At 66.9% G+C, this 24,715-nt stretch carries 23 protein-coding genes and 1 pseudogene; 13 read left to right on the top strand and 11 right to left on the bottom strand.

Translation table 11 applies throughout. The features are described from left to right. Positions 1–84 precede the first annotated feature (84 nt). On the top strand, positions 85–891 hold the full coding sequence (fabI, locus tag O9344_RS17190; RefSeq protein ID WP_298480183.1) for an enoyl-ACP reductase FabI: 807 nt from the start codon (positions 85–87) through the stop codon (positions 889–891). A 34-nt stretch (positions 892–925) separates the two neighbouring features. Here the strand turns inward: fabI and O9344_RS17185 are convergent, their stop codons facing one another. The 7 genes from O9344_RS17185 to O9344_RS17155 form a co-directional block, all read right to left on the bottom strand. Continuing rightward, the gene (locus O9344_RS17185) at positions 926–2,773 is read right to left on the bottom strand and encodes an ABC transporter ATP-binding protein (RefSeq protein WP_298480180.1); all 1,848 of its coding nucleotides are present in this window, start codon (positions 2,771–2,773) and stop codon (positions 926–928) included. Between the two features lie 193 nt (positions 2,774–2,966). Then, on the bottom strand, positions 2,967–5,132 hold the full coding sequence (locus O9344_RS17180; RefSeq protein WP_298480177.1) for an FAD-dependent oxidoreductase: 2,166 nt from the start codon (positions 5,130–5,132) through the stop codon (positions 2,967–2,969). A 241-nt stretch (positions 5,133–5,373) separates the two neighbouring features. Continuing rightward, positions 5,374–6,750, bottom strand: coding sequence for a TRAP transporter large permease (locus O9344_RS17175; RefSeq protein WP_298480174.1), 1,377 nt, complete (start codon positions 6,748–6,750; stop codon positions 5,374–5,376). Further along, the gene (locus tag O9344_RS17170) at positions 6,747–7,385 is read right to left on the bottom strand and encodes a TRAP transporter small permease (RefSeq protein WP_298480171.1); all 639 of its coding nucleotides are present in this window, start codon (positions 7,383–7,385) and stop codon (positions 6,747–6,749) included. Before O9344_RS17170 ends, O9344_RS17175 begins: the two co-directional genes overlap by 4 nt. A 130-nt stretch (positions 7,386–7,515) precedes the next feature. Then, entirely contained in the window at positions 7,516–8,592 is a 1,077-nt protein-coding gene (locus tag O9344_RS17165) for a TRAP transporter substrate-binding protein (RefSeq protein ID WP_298480168.1), read from the bottom strand. A 62-nt stretch (positions 8,593–8,654) separates the two neighbouring features. Further along, on the bottom strand, positions 8,655–9,068 hold the full coding sequence (locus tag O9344_RS17160; RefSeq protein WP_298480165.1) for a cupin domain-containing protein: 414 nt from the start codon (positions 9,066–9,068) through the stop codon (positions 8,655–8,657). Then, positions 9,065–9,880, bottom strand: a complete 816-nt coding sequence (locus O9344_RS17155; protein WP_298480162.1) for a putative hydro-lyase — start codon at positions 9,878–9,880, stop codon at positions 9,065–9,067. Before O9344_RS17155 ends, O9344_RS17160 begins: the two co-directional genes overlap by 4 nt. 138 nt (positions 9,881–10,018) lie before the next feature. On the opposite strand from O9344_RS17155, the gene O9344_RS17150 reads away from it, so the two are divergent. Further along, entirely contained in the window at positions 10,019–10,900 is an 882-nt protein-coding gene (locus O9344_RS17150) for a LysR family transcriptional regulator (RefSeq protein WP_298480159.1), read from the top strand. A 3-nt stretch (positions 10,901–10,903) separates the two neighbouring features. Here O9344_RS17150 and O9344_RS17145 read toward each other — a convergent pair whose 3' ends face one another. Continuing rightward, on the bottom strand, positions 10,904–11,335 hold the full coding sequence (locus O9344_RS17145; RefSeq protein WP_298480156.1) for a DUF2948 family protein: 432 nt from the start codon (positions 11,333–11,335) through the stop codon (positions 10,904–10,906). A gap of 96 nt (positions 11,336–11,431) precedes the next feature. Here O9344_RS17145 and O9344_RS17140 point away from each other — a divergent pair, with 96 nt between their 5' ends. The 4 genes from O9344_RS17140 (at position 11,432) to lptB (ending at position 14,490) form a co-directional block, all read left to right on the top strand. Continuing rightward, the gene (locus O9344_RS17140; RefSeq protein ID WP_298480152.1) at positions 11,432–12,049 is read left to right on the top strand and encodes a ribonuclease D; all 618 of its coding nucleotides are present in this window, start codon (positions 11,432–11,434) and stop codon (positions 12,047–12,049) included. Positions 12,050–12,136: 87 nt separating this feature from the next. Further along, positions 12,137–12,916, top strand: a complete 780-nt coding sequence (gene lptC / locus O9344_RS17135) for an LPS export ABC transporter periplasmic protein LptC (protein WP_298480149.1) — start codon at positions 12,137–12,139, stop codon at positions 12,914–12,916. Further along, a complete protein-coding gene (locus O9344_RS17130) occupies positions 12,913–13,587 on the top strand; it encodes an LptA/OstA family protein (protein WP_298480146.1) in 675 nt (224 codons plus the stop codon). Before lptC ends, O9344_RS17130 begins: the two co-directional genes overlap by 4 nt. A gap of 42 nt (positions 13,588–13,629) precedes the next feature. After that, positions 13,630–14,490 carry an LPS export ABC transporter ATP-binding protein gene (gene lptB / locus O9344_RS17125; RefSeq protein ID WP_298480237.1) on the top strand — a complete coding sequence of 287 codons (861 nt, stop codon included), beginning with the start codon at positions 13,630–13,632 and terminating at the stop codon, positions 14,488–14,490. Position 14,491: 1 nt separating this feature from the next. Here the strand turns inward: lptB and O9344_RS17120 are convergent, their stop codons facing one another. Beyond that, positions 14,492–14,935, bottom strand: coding sequence for an SgcJ/EcaC family oxidoreductase (locus tag O9344_RS17120; RefSeq protein WP_298480143.1), 444 nt, complete (start codon positions 14,933–14,935; stop codon positions 14,492–14,494). Positions 14,936–15,120: 185 nt separating this feature from the next. Between O9344_RS17120 and rpoN the strand changes: the two genes are divergently transcribed. From rpoN to O9344_RS17100, 4 genes are all read left to right on the top strand, one after another. After that, positions 15,121–16,650: an RNA polymerase factor sigma-54 gene (gene rpoN, locus O9344_RS17115; RefSeq protein WP_298480140.1), complete on the top strand. Its 1,530-nt coding sequence runs from the start codon at positions 15,121–15,123 to the stop codon at positions 16,648–16,650. Between the two features lie 414 nt (positions 16,651–17,064). Beyond that, positions 17,065–17,883: a serine O-acetyltransferase gene (cysE, locus tag O9344_RS17110; RefSeq protein ID WP_298480234.1), complete on the top strand. Its 819-nt coding sequence runs from the start codon at positions 17,065–17,067 to the stop codon at positions 17,881–17,883. Positions 17,884–18,095: 212 nt separating this feature from the next. Further along, on the top strand, positions 18,096–19,658 hold the full coding sequence (locus O9344_RS17105) for a long-chain fatty acid--CoA ligase (RefSeq protein ID WP_298480137.1): 1,563 nt from the start codon (positions 18,096–18,098) through the stop codon (positions 19,656–19,658). A 27-nt stretch (positions 19,659–19,685) separates the two neighbouring features. Continuing rightward, entirely contained in the window at positions 19,686–21,227 is a 1,542-nt protein-coding gene (locus O9344_RS17100) for an acyl-CoA synthetase (RefSeq protein WP_298480134.1), read from the top strand. A 7-nt stretch (positions 21,228–21,234) separates the two neighbouring features. On the opposite strand, the gene gluQRS is transcribed toward O9344_RS17100, so the two are convergent. Further along, entirely contained in the window at positions 21,235–22,131 is an 897-nt protein-coding gene (gene gluQRS, locus O9344_RS17095; protein WP_298480132.1) for a tRNA glutamyl-Q(34) synthetase GluQRS, read from the bottom strand. Between the two features lie 58 nt (positions 22,132–22,189). Here gluQRS and O9344_RS17090 point away from each other — a divergent pair, with 58 nt between their 5' ends. The 3 genes and pseudogenes from O9344_RS17090 to O9344_RS17080 all read left to right on the top strand — a co-directional run bounded on the left by O9344_RS17090 (position 22,190) and on the right by O9344_RS17080 (position 23,911). Then, the gene (locus tag O9344_RS17090; protein WP_298480129.1) at positions 22,190–22,831 is read left to right on the top strand and encodes a DNA-3-methyladenine glycosylase 2 family protein; all 642 of its coding nucleotides are present in this window, start codon (positions 22,190–22,192) and stop codon (positions 22,829–22,831) included. Between the two features lie 139 nt (positions 22,832–22,970). Then, positions 22,971–23,240, top strand: a pseudogene (locus tag O9344_RS17085) (HNH endonuclease); the annotation flags it as partial. 122 nt (positions 23,241–23,362) lie between these two features. After that, a complete protein-coding gene (locus tag O9344_RS17080) occupies positions 23,363–23,911 on the top strand; it encodes an HNH endonuclease (RefSeq protein ID WP_298480126.1) in 549 nt (182 codons plus the stop codon). On the opposite strand, the gene gmtX is transcribed toward O9344_RS17080, so the two are convergent. Next, on the bottom strand, positions 23,905–24,567 hold the full coding sequence (gmtX, locus tag O9344_RS17075) for a gamma-mobile-trio protein GmtX (RefSeq protein WP_298480123.1): 663 nt from the start codon (positions 24,565–24,567) through the stop codon (positions 23,905–23,907). The genes O9344_RS17080 and gmtX overlap by 7 nt on opposite strands. Positions 24,568–24,715: the final 148 nt, after the last annotated feature.

Below are 24,715 nucleotides of genomic sequence, written 5' to 3'. Positions count from 1 at the left end.
CACCCCCTCGGCTTGCGCCATGGCCCGCCCGGTGGCATAGGGACCGGCTGGTTTTCCAAGGCATACCGCCGGGCGAGGAGCGACATGGCAGGCATCATGAAGGGCAAGCGCGGCCTCATCATGGGGGTTGCGAACAACCGATCGATCGCCTGGGGCATCGCCAAGGCCTGCCACGACCAGGGGGCGGAGCTGGCCTTTACCTACCAGGGCGAGGCGCTCGAGAAGCGCGTGCGCCCGCTGGCGGCCGAAGTCGGCGGCCATGTCGTCGGCCATTGCGACGTCACCGATGGCGCGACCATCGACGCGGTCTTCGCCGAGACCGCCAAGGTCTTCGACGGCAAGCTCGACTTCCTGCTCCATGCCATCGCCTTCTCCGACAAGGACGAGCTGACCGGCCGCTACGTCGACACGACGGAGGGCAATTTCACCAAGTCGATGCTCATCTCCTGCTACTCGTTCACGGCCATCGCCCAGCGCGCCGAGAAGCTGATGACAGATGGCGGCTCGCTGCTGACCCTGACCTATTACGGCGCCGAGAAGTGGATGCCGCACTACAATGTCATGGGTGTCGCCAAGGCGGCGCTGGAGGCGAGCGTGCGCTACATGGCCGCCGACCTCGGCGAGAAGAACATCCGCGTCAACGCCATCTCGGCCGGCCCGATCAAGACGCTGGCGGCCTCGGGCATCGGCGACTTCCGCTACATCCTCAAGTGGAACGAGTACAATTCGCCGCTGCGCCGGAACGTCACCATCGACGAGGTCGGCGATTCCGGCATGTACTTCCTGTCGAACCTGTCGCGCGGCGTGACCGGCGAGATCCACCATGTGGACGCCGGCTACCACGTCGTCGGCATGAAGAACCCCTACGCGCCGGACATCACGGTGACCTGAGGGGCGCCGGCGGCCGCAGCCGCCGGACCGGACCTCACTCGTCCTCTTCCTCGTCGTCCTCGACCGCGGCCACAGCCTTGCGGGCCGATTGCTGGCGCGACCACATGGTGGCGTAGAGGCCCCCGGCACGCAGCAGCTCCTCGTGGGTGCCGGTCTCGGCGATATGGCCGTGGTCCAGCACGATGATGCGGTCGGCGGTGACGACGCTGCCGAGCCGGTGGGTGACCGAGACGACGGTGCGCGTCTCGGCGATGCGGCGCAGGGTCTCGTTGAGCTTGGATTCGGTCTCGGCGTCGAGGGCGCTCGTCGCCTCGTCGAGGATGAGGACGGCAGGATTGCGCACAAGCGCCCGGGCGATGGCGACGCGCTGGCGCTGACCGCCGGAGAGCTGGCCGCCGCGCTCGCCCACCATCGTGTCGTAGCCGAGCGGCAGGGCGGCGATGAAATCATGGACCTCGGCCTGTCGGGCGGCGGCGATGATGTCGTCCATCGTCGCGTCCGGATAGGCCATGCGGATGTTCTCGGCGATGGAGGTGTTGAACAGGAAGCTTTCCTGGAACACCACGGCCATCTGGGCGCGCAGCGAGGCCTGGGTGACCGTTCGGATATCCGTTCCGTCGATGGTCACGCGGCCCTCGACGGGGTCATAGAAGCGCATCAGCAGGTTGAGGAAGGTGCTTTTTCCCGAGCCCGAGGGGCCGACGATGCCGAGGAAGGAGCCCTTGGGGACGGTGACGGCCAGCTGCTCGGTGCGGAAGGACGAGCCGGGATAGGAGAAGGCGACATTGTCGAAGACGATCTCGCGCTCGAAGGGGGCGAGCGTGCCGGCATCCGGCGCATCGACCATGGTCGGCTTGACCGCCAGAAGATCGTCGAGATGGCGGATGGAGCCGGCCGCCTGGGCCAGCGTCGGCACATATTGCGTCACGTTGGTGAGGGCGTAGCCCATGGAGAGGAACACGCCCTCGAAGGCGATGATCGTCCCCACCGTGATGCGGTCGGTGAAGGCCCAGTAGGCGCCGAGCGCGAAGACGGCGATGTGAATGACATAGAGGCCGGTCTGCGCGGTGCGCTCCACCAGGGCGGAGGAGAAGTTGGTGCGGCGGGCAACGGCGACCCAGACGCCGTTGATGCCGGCGAAGGCAAGGCGCGCCCGGCCCACCATGCCGAAGGCCTTGATCACCGGCTGGGCCGAGACGTTTTCCTGGACCGCCGTCATGAGGCGGCCTTCGGTCTGGCGTTTCTCATAGGCGAAGAGGAAGGCCTTGCGGGCGAAGATGCGCGGCCACCACAGGATCATCGGGAAGACGAGCGAGGCGATCAGCCCGAGCCAGATGTCGAACATGAACATCAGGATCGTGGCGTAGATGACCTCCATGAAGGGCATGACGAAGCCGGGCACGAAGGCGACGAGGGCCGCCTCGAGCGCCACGAGGTCGCCGGAGAAGCGCGACAGGACCGTGCCTGTCGGCGTCGTGTGGAAGAAGGGCATCGACATCGACTGGACATGGTCGAAGAGGCGCTGGCGGATGTCGCGCGTGATGTCGGCAAAGAGGCGCGTGTAGACGAAATCAGCGAGCAGGGCGACGCCGGAGACCGCAATGGCGGCAATGCCCATGAACATCAGCGAGTTGAGGAGCGCCCGCCACTCCTTTTTGATCAGGCCCTCGTCGATCAGGTACTGGGTGACGAGCGGGAAGGAGAAGTTGAGGGCCGCCTCGGTCAGGATCAGGACGACGAGAATGGCGATGGTGGTCTTGTAGGGCGCGGCGAAGGGCGCCAGGAAGCGGGCCATGAGCCGAAGGTCATCGGCGCTGACATCCTCTTCCTCCTCCTCGTCATCCTCGTCGACGGGCTCGACGTAGTTCTTGTCCTGGCTCATGACGGGTCTTGGGGTCGGTACGGGGCCATGCGCGGCCGGAGGGGCCCGGACGCCTGTCGCCCCATCCTCATGCCGCATTCTGTCACAGGATGCATCCGAAAACCGCGCCGGCAGCCCGCCGGGGACCATAAGCGCGATGCAAAAAAGCCGGGCGCATGGCCCGGCTTTCTCGGATGTTATCGATTGGAGCGGCTCAGCGCTTGCCGCCGGCCACCAGCCGCAGCTTGGAGGTCGGTCCCTTCTCGCGGCCGGCCATCAGCTTCTCCACCCACTGGGCGGCGTCCGGCTTGGCGTAGAAGCAGTAGCGCATGGTCTCCATGTCCGGATACCAGGGGAAGTCGCCCTCGTTGGCGTCGCACTCGATCTTCCAGGCCCTCTTGAGGATCTTCTGGTCGTGGACGGCCGGGCGCCAGCCATGCTTCTGGAAGCGCTCGGACCACTGCCAGGTCGTCTCCAGAGTCAGGACGCCGTCGAAGACGTCGTGATACTCGATCACCTCGCGGGTCATGTCGGCGGTGATGCCGCCGAAGAAGATGCCGATGCGGGTGACGCGGAACAGCTCCTCGATCGCCTTGTCGATCAGCTCTTCCGGCACGTAGCACAGGCAGGTGTCGTAGATGACGTCGAAGGACTTGTCCTCGAAGGGCAGGTTCGTCACGTCGCCGAGCAGGTTGCGGTGCAGCCAATCCTTCGGCGTCTGGGCATGGACGTGCCGGGAATTCTCGATGCCCCAGGCGTCGATGCCGATATCGGCGAAGCACTTCAGCGTCAGGCCCGAGGCCGAGCCCACGTCGAGCAGGGTGTAGGGCGGCTTGATGCCGAAGATGCACTGGTAGAGATCGGCGTTGTACTGCTCGTCGAAATACTCGCGGAAGCTCTCCTCGTAGGAGAGGCCGACGGCATATTCGTCGTGGTAGTCGTCGGTGAGGGTCGACTCGACGAAGCCCTCCTCGATGACGCCCTTCTGCTTCTCGAGATCGGCCTTCTTGCGGGCGCCGGAATAGGCGGCACCGCGCAGCTTGCCCATCATCATATCGACGACGAAATTGGCGCTGTCATAGGCGCCGTTCACCGTCGAGTCGAAGAGGTAGTCGCCGACGAGATAGAGGTTCGGCAGAACCTTGCCGTCCGGCTGGTGACGGTCACGCAGCGACGGGGTCGGATGGCCGCCCGGCAGGCCGGAGATGGTGCCGACCCAGCGCTGGACCTTGGCATCCATCATCTGCTTCTTCGCCGTGGCGATCAGCTCGGCGGGGAGCGAGTCGAGGGCGAGCTGCACGAGGCGCTCGTCGTCGAGATTCGACAGGGCGAGAGCCTGGCTCGCCGGGATCAGCCAGCCGAGCACGCCGTGCTTGGAGGGATGGCGGGCGCTCTCGTCATAGATGCAGCAGCCGCCGAAGGCGTCCGTCATAACGTAGTGGCCCTGGAAGGTCTCGCCCCAGAACGGCTTCTTGAACTGGATGGTGACGCGCAGATAGTGGGCCGGGTTGTCGTAGCGGGCCTGGTGCGCCTGGATCGCCATGCGCTCCTCGCGGCCCTCGAACTCGATCTGGCTGACCCAGTAGTTCGGCACGGCGACGACGACGTGGTCGAACTCGTGCGTCTCGTCGCGGCCCTTGCGGCGGACGGTGAGCGTGTAGGTGCCGCCCTCGTTGCGGCGGACCTTGGCCACGCGGCTCTCCAGCATGACCTTGGCGGAGATGCGCTCGGCGAGACCCTCGATGAGCTTCTCGTTGCCGCCGACGATGGAATAGAGGCGCAGGTATTTCGGGTCGTCCATCAGGACGTTCTTCAGGCCGTTCAGCGCGTTGGTGAGCTGGGCCTCGGTGGCGACGTCGGAGCGCGAGGCGACCTCGATATATTTGCGGGCCATCTCGTCCGGGATCTCGTCGAGCACCTCGCGGAAGGTCTTGCCGCCCCAGGGGTGCTTGTTGTCGTCGCCCGAATAGCCCTCGTAATACTCGTCCGCCGAGCAGAGCTCATGGCACTTGGCGTGGAAATCGTCGATCGCCTTGGCGGTCGCCTCGCCGAAGTGCTTCTTGATGTCCCGGCGGGTGTTGAGGACCTTGCCGTCGAGGATGACGCCCTTGCCGTCCATCGGCACGACGTCGAGGCCGAAGACCTCGGTGATGATGCGCTTCAGCGGGTCCGGGCCGAAATGGGAATAGTCGTAGAACTCCGCCACGCCGCGCTCGAAGAGCGAGTTGCCCTTCTCGAAGCTGTCGGTGGCGACCTTGCCGCCGAGCCGGTCGGAGGCTTCGAACAGGGTCGCCGTGAAGAGGCCGTCACAGAAGCGGTCCAGCAGGTAGTTGGTGAAGAGCCCACCCGGCCCGCCACCGATAATCGCGACTCGCGTCATGTCCGAACTTTCGTCCCTTGGGCCGGCCACGCCTGTGGCGCCGCCTGGCCGTCATCCGCTGAAAATCAACCGGGACGGAGCTATAGCGAGGCTTTCCTGTCGAATAAAGCCACCGTGTCGCGATTCCTCGCGCAGGGTGAACTTCGGCAGGCGGCCCCGACGCCCCGACGGTCGTGAGGCCCCTGTCATGGGACCTTCCAACTGAACGCAATCTGAACCGATCGCCGGGGCGGGCCCGCTCTCAGCGCATGACGCTTGGCAGCCAGAGGGCGATGGAGGGAAAGACCATCAGGATCCCCACCGCCAGGATGTAGACGAGCATGAAGGGCAGGACGCCGGAGAAGACGTCGGTGATGGGCCCGCCATCCTTGCGCATGCCCTGCAGCACGTAGAGCACCGTGCCGTCAGGTGGCGAGATCAGCGCGATCTCCACCAGCATGACGACGATGACGCCGAACCAGATCGGGTCGTAGCCGAGCGCCTGCACGACGGGGAAGATCACCGGTATCGTGGTGATCATCATGGAGAAGCCCTCCATGAAGGTGCCGAGCGCCAGGTAGAACCCGATGATCAGCAGCATGATCGCCCAGGGCGGCAGCGGCATCTCGGAGACGAGCTTGGCGAGGGCCTGCGGCACGCCGAGCGCGGTGAAGACGTAGTTCAGGAGATAGGCGCCGAAGAGGATCAGGCCGATGAGCGCGGTGTTGCGCGCGGTGGCCTCGGCCGAGTCGTTCAGCATCTTGAAGGAGAGCTTGCCGTCGAAGGCGGCGAGCACGATGGCGGCGATGACGCCCAGCGCCGCCGATTCCGTTGCGGTGGCAAGGCCGCCATAGATCGTGCCGAGCACGATGAGGATGAGGATGGCGGTGGGGGTCAGGTCCACGAGGCTGCGGAATTTCTCGCCCCAGGTATAGCGCGGCCCGTCTGGGTCCTTCGGCGCGGCGGTCTTGGCCTTGAGCAGGATGATGGCGATGAACAGCGCGACGACGAGGATGCTCGGCCCGATGGCGGCGATATAGAGCGCGCCCACAGAGGTCTCGGTGATGAGGCCGTAGATGATGAAGGTGATGCCGGGCGGGATGAGGTTGCCCAGCGCGCCGCCGGCGGCGAGGGAGCCGAGCACCATCTTCGGGTCATAGGGCTTTCCCTGGAAGAAGGGCAGCGCCACCGAGCCCATGGTGGCAGCGGTGGCGACCGACGAGCCGGAGATCGCCGAGAAGACGCCGGACGCCGCGATGTTGGTGTGCAGGAGGCCGCCGGGCATCCGGTTCAGCCAGATGTTCAGCGTCTTGTAGAGCCGGTCGGAGAGGCCGGCGCGCAGCAAGATCTCGCCCATCAGCAAGAAGAGCGGCACCGCCACCAGCACGAAGGAGGAGGAGGGATTCCAGATGGTCTGGCCGATGAACAGCCAGAAAGGCCGGTCGGAGAAGGCATAGCCGACGATGAGGCCGAGGACGCCGAGGGCGGCGCCGACATAGATGCCCATTCCGAAGAAGACGACGAAGAGGCCGACCAGCAGCAGGATTTCGCCCATGAGCTCGCCCGACGGCGCATGGCCGGTGAAGCTCATGCCGACCATGATGCCGACGAGGATGAGGAGGAAGACGACGGCGATCACGGCTTCACCTCGGGGCTGGCGGCGGCGGTTTCGGGGACGGGTTCGCCGACGGCTTCGAGCGCCTCGGCGACCTCCTCCTGGTAGGTGCGGCTGGTGAGCAGGGCCTCGGCTTCGCCGGTGCGTCCCGCAAGGACGAGGAGCAGCGCCTCGATGAAGAGCGCGAGGATGAGGACGAAGAAGACGCCGATGCCGGCGGCCCAGAGCCCTTGCGGGATCGCCAGCGGCGTGCGGATGACGCTGATGTCGGTGGCGTTGAACAGCATGGATTCCTCCACCAGCGTCCAGGCCCCGTAGAACAGGTAGCCGGCCAGCACGCCGAGGAAGGCGAGGCTGGTCAGGTGCAGCCACTGGCGGATGCGCGGGGGAAACAGGTTCACCACCACGTCGATCCGCACATGGGCGCGCATGGAGAGCGTGTGGGCGAGGCCCCAGGCCATGCCGAAGGCCAGCGCATAGCCGGAGAGCTCTGTGGTGGCCTGGGTCGAGATGCCGAAGAAGCGGCGGCCCAGCACGTCGAAGGTGATGAGGGCGGAAATCGCGAGGAAGCCCCAGCCGGCGACATAGCCCATGAGGGTGCCGACCCGGGCGACGGCCCTTCGGCCCAGCCCCGCGACATCAATCAATGTGTTCAGCATGGCAGTCCCCTCGCGGCCGGCCAACGGCCCGCCCGTTCCGGCGTCATGATCGCGCCGGCATCCGTCGATGTCGTGATCAAAATGATGCAAGGTTCCGGCGCGGGTCCCCGCCCGCGCCGGGCCGTGTGTGTCAGTTGGTGCCGAAGCGGACGCCGGTGATCGGGGCGACGACGCGGTTGTAGACCTCACCGCAACGGGCGCCGCAGCGCTGCACCCAGGCCGGCAGGATGGTGGAGGTCAGCGTCGTACGCATCACCGCCGTGTCGGCTTCGACGGGACGGAAGACGCGCATCGGATTGGCGTCCGGCACGCGGCCAAGCTTGCAATTGGCACGGTCGCCGATGTTGCAGGAGATGCCATCCTCGGTCTGCTCGAGACCCAGCTTCCACTGCGCCTCCTCGACCTCCTTGATGGTCTCTTCCATGGCGGCGCGCACGGCCGGGTCGAGGCGGTTCCACCACTGGATGTTCACGACATAGGCGGAGACCGACCAGAAGAGCGGCAGGGCATAGAGGCTCTGGGTGACCTCGTACCAGCGAGCCGAGTTCCCCGAACCGCTGCCGGTGATGGCGCAGTCGACAACGCCCCGCTCGAGCGCGGAGTAAACCTCGGGGAAGCCGATGCCGGTGGGCTGGCCACCGATCTGGCTGACGAAGTCATTCGAGGACCCGCCGCTGGTCCGGATGCGCTTGCCGCGCAGATCGGCAAGGCTCTTCACCTCGCCGCGGCAGAAGAACTGCTGCGCCGCGAAGGGATACATGGCGAGGATGCGGACGCCGAAGCGCTCCAGCTCCCTGTTGGCCTCCGGCAGCATGGCGGCGGCGACCTTGCGGGCCTGGTCGAGGCTGGGATTGAGACCGGCGAGGTCGACCACGTCGAGCAGCGGCACGTCGCCAGCCACCGTGTTCAGCGGCACCGCGCCGATATCGACCTGGCCGGAACGGACAAGGCGGAGAATTTCCGGACCGTTGAGGTTGCGCTCGGGCCAGGAGGCGAGCGTCACGCGGATGCGGCCGTTCGACTTGGTGGCGAGGCCGTCGCGCAGCAGCGGCTGATCGACCCGCGTGAACTGCGGCATGGTCGGGTTCGGCTGGGTGACGATCTGCACATTGACCTGCGGTCCGGCCGGCACCGTCTGGGCCAGCACCGGCAGTGCGCCGGTGAGCGTGAGCGCGGCTACGGCCGCGGCGGTCGTCCATCGATACATCGGGTCACTCCTTCGTCGTGTCCGCCCGGAGGCGGGGTTGCGGCGGTCTCTGGATGTTCTGGTTATGGGGTCGGCGGGTAGTACATGAACTCGATCAGCAGGCAGCCCTCGTCGCTGAAGAAGGGACCGTGGACGACATGGGCGGGGCGCACCGCATAGGTGCCCGCCGGCAGAAGCGTGGACTGGTCCCTAGCAGCGGACGTGCCAATGCGGAGCGAACCGGAGACAATGAAGACCTCCTCGCACCAGTCATGCGCCACGGTCGTGGCAACGGCTGCGCCGGGCTGCCAGCGGGCGAGGCGGGTGACGGCACCGGCGCGGCGGGCGGGATCGAGCCGGCCCGAGAGGATCTTCTCACTGACGCCCTCATAGCCGGCGACGTCGGTCCAGCCCTCGGAGCCGAGGGCGTCGAAGAACTCGCGATGGATCTTGCCGAAGGCCCCGAAGCCGGGGTGCGGCGTCGGGGCGGCGGTCACAGGGCGGCCATCCGGCTGTTGGTGAGGTCGGTGACGAGCATGGAGCCCGGTGCGTGGGTGATGGCGAAGGGCGGCTTCGCCGCGGCGATGACCGACTGGGGGGTGACGCCGCAGGCCCAGAAGACCGGCAGCTCGTCCGACTTCACCTCGACCGGGTCGCCGTAGTCGGGCTTGGTGATGTCGGCGATGCCGATGTCGCCGGGCAGACCGAGATGGACCGGCGCGCCGTGGACAGCGGGGAAGCGCGAGGTGATCTGCACGGCGCGAATGGCGTCGGCGGGCTTCAGCGGCCGCATCGAGACGACCATCGGCCCGGCGAAGGGGCCTGCCGGCGCGCAGGCGATGTTGGTCCGCCACATCGGCACAGTGGTGTTGCAGCCAATGTGGCGCATGGGGATGCCGTCCTGGATCAGCGCCTCCTCGAAGGAGAAGGAACAGCCGATGACGAAGGAGACGAGATCGTCGCGCCACCAGGACCGGATGTCGGTCGGCTCGTCGACCATGACCCCGTCCTTCCAGACGCGGTAGCGCGGCAGGTCGGTGCGGATGTCGAGATCGGCGCCGAGCGACGGCACGGCCGGGTCGCCCGGGTCGGAGAGGCCGATGATCGGGCAGGGCTTGGGATTGAGGGTGCAGAAGCGCAGGAAGTCGGCCGCGAGATCCCTGGGCAGGATGGCCAGATTGCCCTGGACGCGTCCCGGCGCGAGGCCCGCCGTGTGGCCGGTAATGTCGCCGCGGCGGATGGCCCGGCGCACGGCGGCCGGATCGGTGACGTCGGCCACGTGCGGCGCGCGAAACTGGGCAATGGCCATAACGTCCCCCAAGGAAGACCCCCGACAGAACAGGGTCCCACACTTCCTTGGGCTGGTAGTCGATCATTCCCCTTGCATTGCGTCCAATCCGAAGTTTGGATCACCTTTGATAAGCAGGATTTATTGGAACGCTGGCGGATGGTGGACTTCAAGGCGCTGGAGACGCTGGTCTGGGTGGCGACGCTGCAGAGCTTCCACCGGGCCGCGGCAAGGCTGAACACCACGCAGCCGGCGGTGTCGCAGCGCATCGCCCAGCTCGAGGCCGAAGTCGGCCAGCGGCTGCTGGTGCGGGAGAAACGCCAGGTCGTGCCGACCGATGCCGGCCGGCGCGTCCTCGACTATGCCGAGCGGCTGCTCAAGCTGCGTGCGGAGATGCTGCACGCGGTGGCCGACCGCAGCGCCATCCGCGGCACGTTGCGGCTCGGGGTCGCCGAAACCATCGTCCACACCTGGCTGCCGCGCTTCGTCGAGCGCATGGCCAAGGCCTATCCGGGACTGGTGCTGGAGATCGAGGTGGACATCACGCCGAACCTGCGCGACCGGCTGGTGGCGCAGGAGCTCGATCTGGTCTTCGCGCTTGGCGCCTTTGCCGCGGCGCAGCTGAAGAACCTGCCGCTCTCCACCTACAAGCTCGCCTTCCTCGCCGGGCCGGGCCTCGCGCTGCCGCAGCCGGTGGATCTCGCGACCCTTGCCACCCATCCGATCATGACCTTCTCGCGCAACACCAAGCCCTATCTGGTGCTGCGCGAGATGTTCTCCGCGCCCGGCCTGCCGCCGGTGCGCATCCACGCCTCATCCTCCATGGCGACGATCCTGCGCATGGCCGAGGATGGACTGGGGATCGCCGCCGTGCCGGAGGCGATCGCGAGGCTGGAACTTGCGAGCGGCCGGCTGCGCCGGCTCGAGACCACCGTCGTCCTGCCGGAGCTCGACTTCTTCGCTTCCTGGCGCATGACACCGGAAGCAGCGACGCCGGAGGCCGTGGCGACCATCGCTGCGACGGTCGCGGCGGAGCGGTGATCGTCAGTCGTGCCGCGGGGTGGCCTCGGCTGCCCAGGCGGACCCAAGATCGTCCATCGCCGCCTCAATGCACTCGACGGAAAGACGCAGGGCCGCGCCCCCGGCGAAGACCAGCTCCACCGTGCCATCAGGGGAGTCCGGACCGGCGGGCGCATAGTTGATGGCGAGCAGCGCCAGCGGCTTGTCCTCGCCCTTCGGCACGCCGCGCACCTTCACAGCCGTCACCCGCTCGAGGCGCAGACCGGCCCGCCGGCGCTGCGGCACGCCGTCCGACGCCGCGGTCCAGTCGAAGCGGTCGCAGACGAGGGCGAAGCGGCGCTCGCGCGCGAGAAAGGCCATGTCGGAGGCCTTCAGCACCGCATCCTGCAGATGGGCAGAGAGCACGGCGAGATCCTCGGCGTCGAAGGCGTAGAGCTTGAGCGGCGTGGCGGTCATTGGATTTCTCCGGCCCGTCGCCCTATAGGACCTGACACGGCCTCGCGTCCACGGCAGCGGCGCGGCCTTCGTCTCCTTCGCGCACCCGGTGCCACCATGACCATCCGCTCGCATGTCGGCGACCTGCCCGACCTCAGCCACTACCGTACCGGCATCGTTGCCATCGACACCGAAACCCTCGGCCTCGTGCCGCAGCGCGACCGCCTCTGCGTCGTCCAGCTGTCGCCGGGCGACGGCTCCGCCGACGTGGTGCAGATCCGCTCCGGCCAGCCGGCGCCGCCGAACCTCTGCGCGCTGCTCACCGACCCGACGGTCATCAAGCTGTTCCATTTCGCCCGTTTCGACGTGGCGGTGCTGAAACATGCCTTCGGCGTCGTCACCTCGCCCATCTACTGCACCAAGATCGCCTCCAAGCTGGTGCGCACCTACACCGATCGTCACGGCCTGAAGGACCTGTCGCGCGAACTGCTCGGCATCGACATGTCGAAGGTGCAGCAGAGCTCGGACTGGGCGGCCGAGACGCTCACCCCCGCGCAGCTCGACTATGCCGCCTCCGACGTGCTGCATCTGCACGCGCTGAAGGAGAAGCTCGACGCCATGCTCGCGCGCGAGAACCGCACGGCGCTCGCCGAAGCCTGTTTCACCTTCCTGCCGACCCGCGCCCAACTCGACCTCGCGGGCTGGCCGGAAACCGACATCTTCGCGCATTCGTAAGCGTGTGAGACGATCTCGCCCGATGGCCGCTTTGCCTTGGCCATGGTCGGGCCATAGAATGGTGGTCTGACGCCCTGAGGCCGGCCCATGCCGGCAAGGGCGAGGCTTGGACAGGGCATGGCGGCGAAGCGGATCGAGGACTTTGGCGGGACGGCCGGCGGCAGCGACCGCATCGGCTTCGCCGACGGCGTCGATCGCGAGGCGGCGTTCCGCGCCGCCTACCGTCACTCGAAGCGCGTGCGCAGTCTGCGGGTGCTCGTGCCGAGCCTGGCCGTGCTGATCTTCTCCGGTGTGGTCTTCATCTCCTGGTGGGATCCGCTGAAGGCGCTGAATCTGCCGATCTCCATCGGCGCCATCTCGCTGTCGGGCTCCAAGGTGACGATGGAGGCGCCGCGCCTCACCGGCTACACCACCGACAACCGCTTCTACCGCGTCGCCGCCACCAAGGCGGAGCACGACGTGACCCAGGCGAACCTCGTGGCGCTCTCGGCCATCGACGCGGAAATGCAGCTCGAAGGCGGCGGCACGGCGCGGGTCGTGTCCTCCGCCGGCCTCCTCGATACCAAGACCGGCCGGGTCGAACTCAATGACAATGTCTCGGTGACGACCACCGACGGCCAGCGCGGCACGCTCGGCCACGCCATGGTCGACACCCGCGCCGGTACCATCATGTCGAATGGGCCGGTGCAGCTCGCCTCGCCGCGCGGGGAGCTGTTCTCCGACCGCATGCAGGTTAGTGACAATGGCAAGGTGATCGTGCTTGAAGGCAGGGTGCGTGGTAACTTCATGCCCGAACCGCCCGACCCCACCATCACCGACCTGTCGCAGCCCTCGCCGCCGCGTGGTCGCCCCGGAGCTTCCCCATGATGCCGGCTTGCACCGCCCCGGTTTCCGTCCTGCGGCGCGCCTCGGCTGCGGCCATCCTGGCCCTCGGCCTGGCGACTCCGGCGCTGGCCCAGCAGGCGGGCAGCCCCTTCGTCGGCTTCACCCAGAACCGCAGCGAGCCGATCAATTTCGAGGCCGACCGGGCCGAAGTCTTCGACAACGAGAAGCGCGCCGTGCTCTCCGGCAATGTCCGCATCCAGCAGGGTGAATCGACGCTGCAGACCGGCCGCCTCGTCATCTTCTACGAGGACAATTCGGCGGCCGGCCGCGCCGCCACGACCACGCCGCGCCAGGGCCAGGCGGCCTCGGGGGGCAACACCCCGACGCAGAATGTCCGCCGCTTCGAGATGCAGGGCGGCGTCGTGGTGCGCTCGAAGAACCAGACGGCGACCGCCGAGCGTGGCTCCTTCGATGCCCGCCGCAACGAGGCAATCATGGAGGGCAACGTTACGCTGACCCAGTGCGAGAACGTGCTGCGCGGCGCCCGCCTGCATGCCGACCTCACCGCCAACCGCGTCCGGCTCGACGCCGCTCCGTCGGGCGGCCGGGTCTCCGGCATCCTGCAGGGCGGTGGCGGTGGCGCACCGGGTGGCGGCACCAGCAATCCCGACTGCGCGCCGGCCCGGCCGCAGGCCCGCAGCCCTCGCGGCTGAGGCCCCCGCCTCGTGTCCGTCCTCGACCGCGTCACCGGCCTGATGGGCCGCAAGCCGGCTCCGGCCCCGGAGCCCGTCGACGGAGACTGGCTGGTCAGGGAAATGGCGGCGCAGGTCGCCGAGCTCGACCAGCCGCCGCAGGCCCCGCTGCCGCGTGAGCAGGAGGAGCCGCGCTCCGGCCAGGGCGTGCTGTCGGTCCATGGCGTGTGGAAGAGCTACAAGGGCCGCGCCGTCGTGCGCGGCGTCAGCCTCGACCTCAGGCGCGGCGAGGCGGTCGGCCTGCTCGGCCCGAACGGCGCCGGCAAGACCACGGTCTTCTATATGATCACCGGCCTCGTCGAGGCCGACAAAGGCCATATCGAACTCGACGGCCATGACATCACGGCGCTGCCCATGTATCGCCGCGCCCGCCTCGGCATCGGCTACCTGCCGCAGGAGGCCTCGATCTTCCGTGGCCTCAATGTCGAGGACAATATCCGCGCCGTCCTCGAGGTGACCGAGAAGGACAAGGCCAAGCGCGAGCGCGACCTCGACGAGCTGCTCGAGGAGTTCACCATCACCCGGCTGCGCAAGAGCCCGGCCATCGCCCTCTCGGGCGGCGAGCGCCGCCGCCTCGAAATCGCCCGCGCTCTGGCGACGCGGCCCTCCTTCATGCTGCTCGACGAGCCCTTCGCCGGCATCGACCCTATCGCGGTCGGCGACATCCAGAATCTCGTCCGCCACCTGAAGGAGCGCGGAATCGGCGTGCTGATCACCGACCACAATGTCCGCGAGACGCTTGGCCTGATCGACCGCGCCTACATCATCCATTCCGGCCAGGTGCTGATGGAAGGCACGCCGGACGAGATCGTCGCCAACCCGGATGTGCGCCGCCTCTATCTCGGCGAGGAATTCCGGCTCTGACCTAGCGCCGGACTGCCGAGTGTGGCGAGGAATGGTGGTGCAGGATCAGCCACCGGCCGTCCCGCCGCACCAGCAGCATCGAGAAGCGCGAGGGGCGCGGCACGTTGCCCTCAGCGGCCCGGGCGAAGGCATAGAAGCCCGTCGACAGCACAGCATCGGGCGACAGGACGCGCGTACGGCGATCGGTGATGCGGTTCGACCGGCCGCTGCCGGGAAGTTCGTCGAAATAGGTGCGGATCTGGTCCGTTCCCTCGGAGATGACGGGGCTGGTGGTGCCAAGCAGGATCGCATCCGGCGCGTAGAGCGCGACGACCCCGTCGCGATCATTGGCGCTGTAACGGGCGACCCAGGCATCGACCACGGCATTGGCCTCGTCGGCGGGTGCGGCGGCGGCCGGCGACAGAGCAAGGATCAGGGCAAGGACCAATAGCCACGGGCGCTTCATGGGAGGCTCCAGAATGACGCAGCGTCAGGTACCGTGGCCCCGACAGGGCCAAGGCTCAAGCCCGGATATCTCCGCCGCCCTTAACCTCGCAGTCATCGGTACCATGGCATGAACCTTGCTATATGCGACGGCCCCCGCCTATGATCGGCCGTCACGCTCGCAACGGGTGAAGCCGAAGGACACCGATGGCCCTGTCTGCACGATTGGAGCTTCGCGTCGGCCAGTCTCTGGTCATGACGCCCCAGCTCATGCAGGCCATCAAGCTCCTGCAGCTGTCGAACCTCGATCTTGTCGCCTATGTCGAGCAGGAGCTGGAGAAGAACCCGATCCTGGAGCGCGCCGACACGCCCGAACCGACCGTCGAGGGCGAGGCGCCGGAGGCCCCCGCCATAGCCGATGGCGGTGATGCCCAGGCCGGCGACTGGCTCGGCGATGACATGGGCAACAGCCGGACCGACATCGAGGATCGACTCGGCACCGAGCTTGAGAACGTCTTTCCCGACGACAAGGGACCCGAGGCAAAGCATGTGGACGCCGCCTCCGACCCCATGACCTCGTCCTGGGCCAATGTCGGGTCGGGTGGCAGCGACAACGAGGATTACAACCTCGAAGCCTTCGTCTCGGCCGACCTGTCGTTGCAGGACCACCTGTCGAACCAGCTGGCGCTGGCGGTGGAGGTGCCGGCAGACCGGCTCATCGGGCAAATGCTGATCGATGCCATCGACGAGGCCGGCTACCTCACCGTGACGGTCGAGGATGTCGCCGACCGGCTCGGCGCCGAGGTCGAGGATGTCGTCAGCGTGCTGGAGGTCATCCAGAGCTTCGAGCCCTCGGGCGTCGCGGCGCGGAACCTCGCCGAATGCCTCGCCATCCAGCTGCGCGACAAGGATCGCTTCGACCCGGCCATGCAGGTGCTGGTCGGCCATCTCGACCTGCTGGCGAAGCGCGACTATGCCCAGCTGCGCAAGCTCTGCGCCGTGGACGAGGAAGACCTCGCCGACATGGTCGCCGAGATCCGCCGCCTCAACCCCAAACCAGGCCTCGCCTTCGGCTTCGCGCCCGTCCAGCCGCTGGTGCCCGACGTGATGGTGCGTGCCGGCCCGGATGGCGGCTGGATCGTCGAGCTGAACAGCGAGACGCTCCCGAAGGTGCTGGTTAACCAGAGCTATTACGCCCGGGTGTCGAAGACGACGAAGAGCGACGGGGAAAAGGCTTTCCTCGCCGACGCGTTGCAGACAGCGACCTGGCTCGCCCGCGCCCTCGACCAGCGCGCCCGCACCATCCTGAAGGTCGCGACCGAGATCGTCCGCCAGCAGGACGCCTTCTTCGCCCTCGGCGTCGAGTATCTGAGGCCGCTGAACCTCAAGACCATCGCCGATGCCATCGGCATGCATGAATCGACCGTGTCGCGCGTCACCTCGAACAAGTCGATCGCCACCAGCCGCGGCATTTTCGAGATGAAGTACTTCTTCACCTCGTCGATCGCGAGTTCGGAGGGCGGCGAGAGCCATTCGGCGGAAGCCGTGCGCTACCGCATCAAGCAGATGATCGATGCGGAGACGCCGGACGACGTGCTCTCCGACGACGCGATCATGGACAAGCTCAAGGACGCCGGCATCGACATCGCCCGCCGCACGGTGGCGAAATATCGCGAGGCGCTGCGCATTCCCTCGTCGGTGCAGCGCCGGCGCGAGAAGCAGGCCATGGCGGTGTGAGGCAGCGACTGCTGTCCAAGAGGCGCTCTGCATCAGCCTAGTGCGTCCTTCGAGGCTCGCTTCCGCTCGCACCTCAGGATGAGGAATGGGGAGACCTGCAAGCAAGAATGGACCGGCCGTTGAGGTCTTTCATGCAAATCTCCGCCCCTCCTCATCCTGAGGTGCGAGCGGAAGCGAGCCTCGAAGGACGCACTTCGGCTGTGCAATGCGGATCGGCGGGAGGATCAATAACTCCCGCGGATACGGATGGCGAAATACCCATCCCGCCGTTCACTGCATTCGCAGACGACCATTCTATCCCGCCGAATTGACTTGAATCGGCGTCGTACGGAGGTCTTATTCCCCCTCCAAGCTGATCCTGCGGAGGATTTTTCTCTCATGGCCAAGCCGCAGACCACCGGCACCGTCATCCCGATGCCGTCCGATACCGCCGACCTCGCCTGGCACCGGTTGCGGACCGAGGCCGAGGCGACCGCTGCCGCCAATCCCGAGATCGCCACGCTGGTGCTGCGCACCATCGGCCGGGCCTCGTCCTTCGAGGATGCGGTGGCCCGCCGCGTTGCCGCCCGCCTCGCCACGTCGGACGTGCCGGCGGATGTGGTGCACGACGCTTTCACCGAGGCCCTGGAGGCCTCCCCCGCCATCGCCGAGGCCATGCGCGCCGACGCCGCCGCGGTGATCGACCGCGACCCGGCCGCCGACCGGCTGATCGAGCCGGTGCTGTTCTTCAAGGGCTATCATGCCATCCAGGCGCATCGGATCGCCCACTGGCTGCTCGGCCAGGGCCGCCGCGACTTCGCGCTCTACCTGCAGAGCCGCTCGTCGGAGGTCTTCCAGACCGACATCAACCCCGCCGTGCGCATGGGCAAGGGCGTGTTCCTCGACCATGCCACCGGCCTCGTTGTCGGCGAGACGGCGGTGATCGAGGACGATGTCTCCATCCTCCAGGGCGTGACGCTCGGCGGCACCGGCAAGGAGGCGGGCGACCGCCATCCGAAGGTGCGCCGCGGCGTGCTGATCGGCGCCGGCGCCAAGATCCTCGGCAATATCGAGATCGGTCGCTGCGCGCGTGTCGCCGCCGGCTCGGTGGTGCTGCATGCGGTTGCGCCGAACACCACGGTCGCGGGCGTGCCGGCCAAGCCCGTCGGCACAGCTGGCTGTGCCGAGCCCTCGCGGTCCATGGATCAGATCCTCGCCCGCGAGGCGGTGGATGGCTTCAACTACGTGATCTGACCCTCACGGTCAGCCGTCCCTCTCCAAGGCCCGCGCCCACCGCGCGGGCCTTCGTCATTTGCGACCCCCTCCCCCGTCCGGCGCGGTTGCGGCGGCGCGTTTCATGGTGAGAAATACCGCTTCATGAATGGACCCGGGACCACCGGGGCAGATGGGGCGATCGGCATGACGGGCATGGCAGGGCATCGTGGGGCGAGGCGGGAGACCGCGCCATGACGATGCAGCTCACCCTCGCGCTGCACCGCGCGCAACGGCTGTTTCCGGACAAGACGGCCCTGGTCTTCGCCGGGCGGCGCTGGACCTACACGCAGTTCCTGGACCGGGTGGCGCGGCTCGCAGGGGTCCTGAAGGGTCTCGACTTCCAGCCCGGCGACCGCGTCGCCATGCTCTCCCATTCCTCCGACCGCTATCTCGAATTCTTCTTCGCGGCGTTCTGGGCGGGCGGCATCGCCGTGCCGGTCTCCACCCGCTATGCGCTGCCCGAGACCACCTTCCTGATGCAGGATTGCGGCGCAAAAATCCTTCTCGTGGGCGACGAGTTCGTCGAGATGGCCGAGGCCCTGAGGCCGCAATGCCCGGATCTCGCGCACATGATCCATGCGGGCGAGGGGCCCTGCCCCGCCGGCATGATCGCCTATGACGCCGCGCTGGCAGCCGCTGCGCCCGCCGAGGATGCCCGCCGCGGCGGCGATGACATCGCGGTGCTGTTCTACACGGGCGGGACGACCGGGCGCTCCAAGGGCGTCATGCTCACCCACACCAACTGCATGGCGAATTCCTTCGGCGGCATGGTCCACACCAAGCTCGACAGCTCGGTGGTCGGGCTCCATGCCGGGCCGCTCTATCATGCGGCGGCGGGGTCCCGCGTCTTCACCAACACGCTGCTCGGCGCGACCCATGTCGTCATCCCGCGCTTCACCGTGAAAGGCGTTCTGGAGGCGATCCAGACCCACCGGATCACCATGACCTCCATGGTGCCGACCATGATGACGATGATCCTCAACGAGCCGGATCTCGACGCCTATGACCTCTCCTCGCTGCAGCTGATCGGCTATGGCGGCGCGCCCATGCCAGTGGCGACGCTGGAGGCGCTGATCCAGCGGCTGCCGCATGTGCGCTTCTCCCAGGCCTATGGAATGACCGAGCTCTCGCCGGCCTGCACCTATCTGGAGCCCGCCGACCATTCGCTCGACCCGGCCAAGGTGCATCGCCTCGCCTCGGGCGGACGCGCCATCGTCGGCTGCGACATCCGCGTGGTGGACGAGAACGACCGCGACGTGCCGGTGGGCCAGATCGGCGAGATCATCGTCGCCGGGGCGACCGTGATGAAGGGCTACTGGGGCCAGCCGGAGATGACGGCGGACGCGCTGCGCGGCGGCTACATGCACACGGGCGATGCCGGCTATCTCGACGCCGACGGCTATCTCTACGTCTCCGACCGCATCAAGGACATGATCGTGACCGGCGGCGAGAACGTCTATTCGATCGAGGTGGAGAACGCCGTCCTCACCCACCCGGCCATCCGCGAATGCGCCGTCATCGGTGTGCCGCACGCCATCTGGGGCGAGGCGGTGCACGCCGTCGTCACCTTCAAGGCCGGCCAGAGCGCCACGCCGGACGAGATCATCGCCCACTGCAAGACACGCATCGCCGGGTTCAAATGCCCGCAGACCATCGAGGTCCGGGACGAGATGCCGCTGTCGCAGGCCAACAAGATCCTGAAGACCGCCCTGAGAAGCCCCCATTGGGAGGGGCGGGCGCGCGCCGTCAACTGAGGACGCGAGGAGGCCGGGAGGGCCGCCATGCCTGAGGAGAAGACCCTGTCCCGCGGCATCGTCAGCGGCGCGCGGCAGCGTGCGCCCGAGGAGGTCGAGGCGCGCACGCGGCGCATCGCCGGGGGCTTGCAGCGGCTCGGCGTTGGCCCGGGCGACTGCGTCGCGATCCTCATGCGCAACGACATCGCCTTCCTCGAGGCGACCTATGCGGCGGCAACGCTCGGAGCCTATGCGGTGCCGGTGAACTGGCACCTGAAGCCCGACGAGATCCGCTACATCCTCGACGACTGCGAAGCGAAGGTGCTGGTCGGCCATGACGACCTTCTGAGCGCCCTCGCCGGCCACCTGCCCGCGGACCTCACCGTGCTCGCCGTGCCGGTGCCGCCGGAGGTGGCGGAGCATTTTCCGCAAAGGCCGGGCGCGGCCCTCGCCGGCGCCGAGGCCCTGGAGGCCTGGATGATCGGCCAAGAGCCCTATGCGGGTGCCGCTCGCCCTGCGCCGATGAGCATGATCTACACGTCCGGCACAACGGGAAGGCCGAAGGGCGTGCGCCGCAAGGCGCCGACGCCGGAGGAGGCCAAGGCGACGGAGGGGCTGCGCGCCCTCGTCTATGGCCTCAAGCCGGGGGTGCGGGCGCTGCTGCCGGGGCCGCTCTACCATTCCGCGCCCAATTCCTTCGGCATCCGCGCGGGGCGTCTCGGTGGCGTGTTGGTGCTGATGCCGCGCTTCGATGCCGAGGAGATGCTGCGGCTGATCGAGGAGCACCGGATCGATACGATCTTCATGGTGCCGACCATGTTCGTGCGGCTCCTGAAGCTGCCGGATGCGGTGCGGGCGCGCTACGACACCTCCTCGCTCCGCTTCGTCATCCATGCCGCCGCGCCCTGCCCGGCCGAGGTCAAGGCGGCGATGATCACCTGGTGGGGGCCGGTCATCCACGAGTTCTATGGCGGCACGGAAACCGGGCCGGTGACCTTCGCCACCTCAGAGGATGCGCTCACCAAGCCCGGCACGGTCGGGCGGCTGTCGCCGGGCGCCGAGATCCGCGTCGTCGATGAGGAGGGCGCGGTGCTGCCGCAGGGCGCCATCGGCGAACTCTACTGCCGGATCGAAGGCTATCCCGACTTCACCTATCACAAGGCGCCGGAGAAGCGCCGCGAGGTCGACCGCGACGGTTTCATCACCTGCGGCGACATCGGCTATGTCGATGCCGACGGCCACGTGTTCCTCTGCGACCGCAAGCGCGACATGATCATCGCCGGCGGCGTGAACATCTATCCCGCCGAGATCGAGGCGGCCCTGCTGGCGCTTCCGGAGGTGCGGGATTGCGCGGTCTTCGGCGTGCCCCATGCCGAGTTCGGCGAGAGCGTGATGGCGGTGGTGGAGCCGCAGCCGGGGGTCGAGATCCGCGCCGAGGCGCTGAAGGCGAAGCTTGGCGAGCGCATTGCCGACTACAAGGTGCCGCGCACGATCGAGGTCAGCCACGACCTGCCGCGCGAGGATTCCGGCAAGATCTTCAAGCGGCGGCTGCGCGATCCCTATTGGGCGGCGGCGGGGCGGTCGATCTAGAGGGCTATCAGAATCCCAGTTGCCGCCTGAGCTCCGCGGCCGTCACGCCGGACTGCCGCAGCGCCCGGAATCCCTCGGCCTGGTCGCTCTTCGACAGCTTGCGGCCGTCCGGCCCGAGCAGCAGGTCATGGTGGCGATAGAGGGGCACAGGTAGCCTCAAAAGCTCCTGCAGCAGGCGATGGACCGCGGTTGCTTCGAACAGGTCCATGCCCCGCACCACATGGGTCACGCCCTGCAGCGCGTCGTCGGTGACGACAGCGAGATGATAGCTTGTCCCGAGATCCTTGCGGGCGAGAACGACGTCGCCCCAACGCTCGGGATGAGCGGTCACGACGCGCAGCGGGTGGCCCGCCGCATCCACCTCGGTCCAGCTCAGCGGCGCGTCGAGCCGCGCGAGAGCCGTCGCCATGTCGAGGCGCAACGCATGGGGCTCGCCGGCCGCCAGCCGCGCCGCGACCTCCTCCGCCGGGAGGTCGCGGCCGAGGCCGGCATAGAGCGGCGCGCCGTCGGGATCGTTCGGCCAGGGCCGACGACTGGCACGCGCGCGGGTCTCCGCCATCACCTTCAGCTCGGTGCGGCTCTCGAAGCTCGGATAGACGAGGCCCATCGCCTGAAGCCGCGCCAGCATGGCCCGGTGGTCGGCGAGATGCTCGGACTGGCGGCGGTGGGGCGGCGTGAAGGGAATGCCAAGCCAGGCGAGGTCCTCGATCATCGCGGCTTCGAGATGCGGTGGGCAGCGGGCGCGGTCGATATCCTCGATGCGCAGGAGCAGCCGGCCGCCGAGCGCTGCCGCCAGCCGCTCGTTCTCCAGCGCGCTCAGCGCATGGCCGAGATGGAGATAGCCGTTGGGGCTCGGGGCGAAACGCAAGACCGGCTGCGGTTCGAGGTGGTGGGCTGGTGCCATGGGTGAGCCTATGGTCAAGGCATGGTCCTTCGACAAGAGGCGACCGGCAAGGAGACGCATGACCATCGCCAGCGACGACGATCTCGATGCGGCCCTGACGGCGCTTTCCGCCGCCTGCCCGGTGATGGCGCGGCTCGCCGCAGCCAACGGGCGACCGCCGCTGCGGCGGCGCCCGGCCGGTTTCGAAGGGCTCGTCCATGTCGTCGTCTTCCAGCAGATCTCGACGCTGGCGGCGCAGGCCATCTGGGAGCGCACCCGCAGCGTCTTCGGCGCCATCACGCCGGAGGCGCTGGCCACGGCCGATGACGAGGCCTATCGCGCCGCCGGCCAGTCGCGGCCGAAGACGCGGACGCTCCGGGCCATTGCCGCAGCCGTCCTCGACGGCACGCTTAACCTTGACCGGCTTGCGGCGCTCTCGCCGGAGGAGGCCGAGGCGGCACTGACCCGCGTTTCCGGCATCGGCCCCTGGACGGCTGAGGTCTATCTCCTCACCTGCCTTGGCCATCCCGACGCCTGGCCAGCCGGCGACATCGCCCTGCAGGCGGCCGCGGCCGATGCGCTGGGGCTGCCCGCGCGCCCCGATACGCCAGCGATGCGGGCGATCGGCGAGCGCTGGCGGCCGCACAGGGCCGTAGCGGCGCGCCTCCTCTGGGCCCATTATGCCGTGCTCAAGGGCCGGTCCGCCGTTCCGGCAACGTGAGGCTTGCGCCGCCAGAGGGCTTCACAAGAGCGACACGAACCCCATACTATTCATCAGTGCCTGAATTCGCGGCTCGCGAATCGCCGAGCCGCCCGATCGCAAGGAGTTCATCTTGACGGTCGCCGTATCGCCTGGGGCATTGCCGGTTTCGACCGCAATCTCCCCGGGTTCATGGCCGGCCCTGGTGCTCAACGCGGATTACCGCCCGTTGAGCTACTATCCCCTGTCGCTCTGGTCCTGGCAGGACACGATCAAGGCCGTCTTCCTCGACCGCGTCACCGTGGTCTCGACATATGACAAGGCGATCCACTCGCCGAGCTTCGAGATGCGCCTGCCCAGCGTCGTCTCGCTCAAGACCTATGTGAAGCCGTCGCGCAACCCCGCCTTCACCCGGTTCAACGTCTTCCTGGCGTACTCCGCAATGCAAAACCACTTGTTGGTGTTTTATCAGCGTCTTAGGAGCACGATACATATTGGCAAAACGTATTCCATCCATATTCGTCACGGGGCGGCTTGGGGTGGAGCGGTTCCATGATGGATCTTCAGACGCTAGTGTTGAATGCGGACTATCGGCCCCTTTCCTACAGTCCCCTATCCCTTTGGGGTTGGAGAGACGCTTTAGTAGCGCTGTTTTCGGAACGAGTGACCCTAGTAGCGACTTATGATTTAGAGGCGCGGTCACCCAGTCGAAGTATGCCAATTCCGAGTGTTGTGGCGCTCAAGAATTATATATCTCCGGTCCGACACCCGGCGTTTACTCGATACAACATCTATTTGCGCGATCGCTTTACCTGCCAATACTGCTCTCAGTATCTTCCGTCGGGTGGGCTTACGTTCGATCATGTGATGCCTCGCTCACGCGGCGGCTTAACTACTTGGGAGAACGTCGTTGCCGCTTGCTCCCCTTGCAATCTGCGCAAGGCCAACAGGACGCCGCCCGAGGCGGGAATGCCTCTCATTCAAAGACCACGACGTCCAACACGACTTGAATTACATAGGCGCCAGCCTGATTTCGATCATCACCGGTACCATCATACGTGGATCGATTATTTGTACTGGGACAGCGAACTTGATCACTGACCCTGCCGCGCCATTTTCCTAAGGGCCGAAACAAACGGAAGACCAATAATCAGCCTTCCAGACCGGTCACTTACAAGGCCAAGACTTTCATCAACGCGCATGTTCTCATCATATAGGAATCGGTCACTCAGGAAGGTGCGTATCGCATCGATCTCAGCTTCAGTCAGCGGGCTACGAGATAGTCGACCTTCGCTGACATCCTCATCAGCACATTCTTCGATTTGTTCGTAACATTGCGTGTGGTTTAGATGGGTTACCTTGATACGCCGAAAGGCAGCGCGCAAGCTGCTAAGCTCACCCTGTGCGTCGTCCAGACTGGTCATTAATGCGCTCACATAGGCGCGCACGTTTATATCAGTTATTGCATCCAGCACGCTCTCATCTTTCGATGCTTTCTGACCCTTTCTACCGTTTGATTGCGCGCCACTTGCGGTAGCCTCGGCTTGTTGCTCCCTCCCGTATAGTTCCACTAACAGTCTCAAGCGCAGCGGCTGATCACGGATCGACTGCTCTTTGGGACCGCCGTATTTTGTCACCAACTCACGGGCGACGGCCGCGACATAAACGGGGCGCCCATCAGCCAAGAATTCCAAACACACGGAGCGGATGTTGCGCAGAGTCCGCCTGGCTCGATCCGTTTGTGCTTCCTCAATCAACTTGGAATGACGTTGCCCCTCTGGGATAATCCAGTTTGAAGTTCGTTCTGGCCCATCGAGAGGACCAGAACATGAGGCGCAGCCGCTTCACGGAAGAGCAGATCATCGGGATCCTGAAGGAGCACGAGGCCGGGATCCCGGTCTCGGA

The sequence above is a fragment of the Phreatobacter sp. genome (assembly GCF_027532945.1).
Classification (GTDB): Bacteria; Pseudomonadota; Alphaproteobacteria; order Rhizobiales; family Phreatobacteraceae; genus Phreatobacter.
The sequence above is the reverse complement of the archived record's forward strand: the minus strand, read 5'-3'. Positions and strand labels throughout refer to the sequence as shown.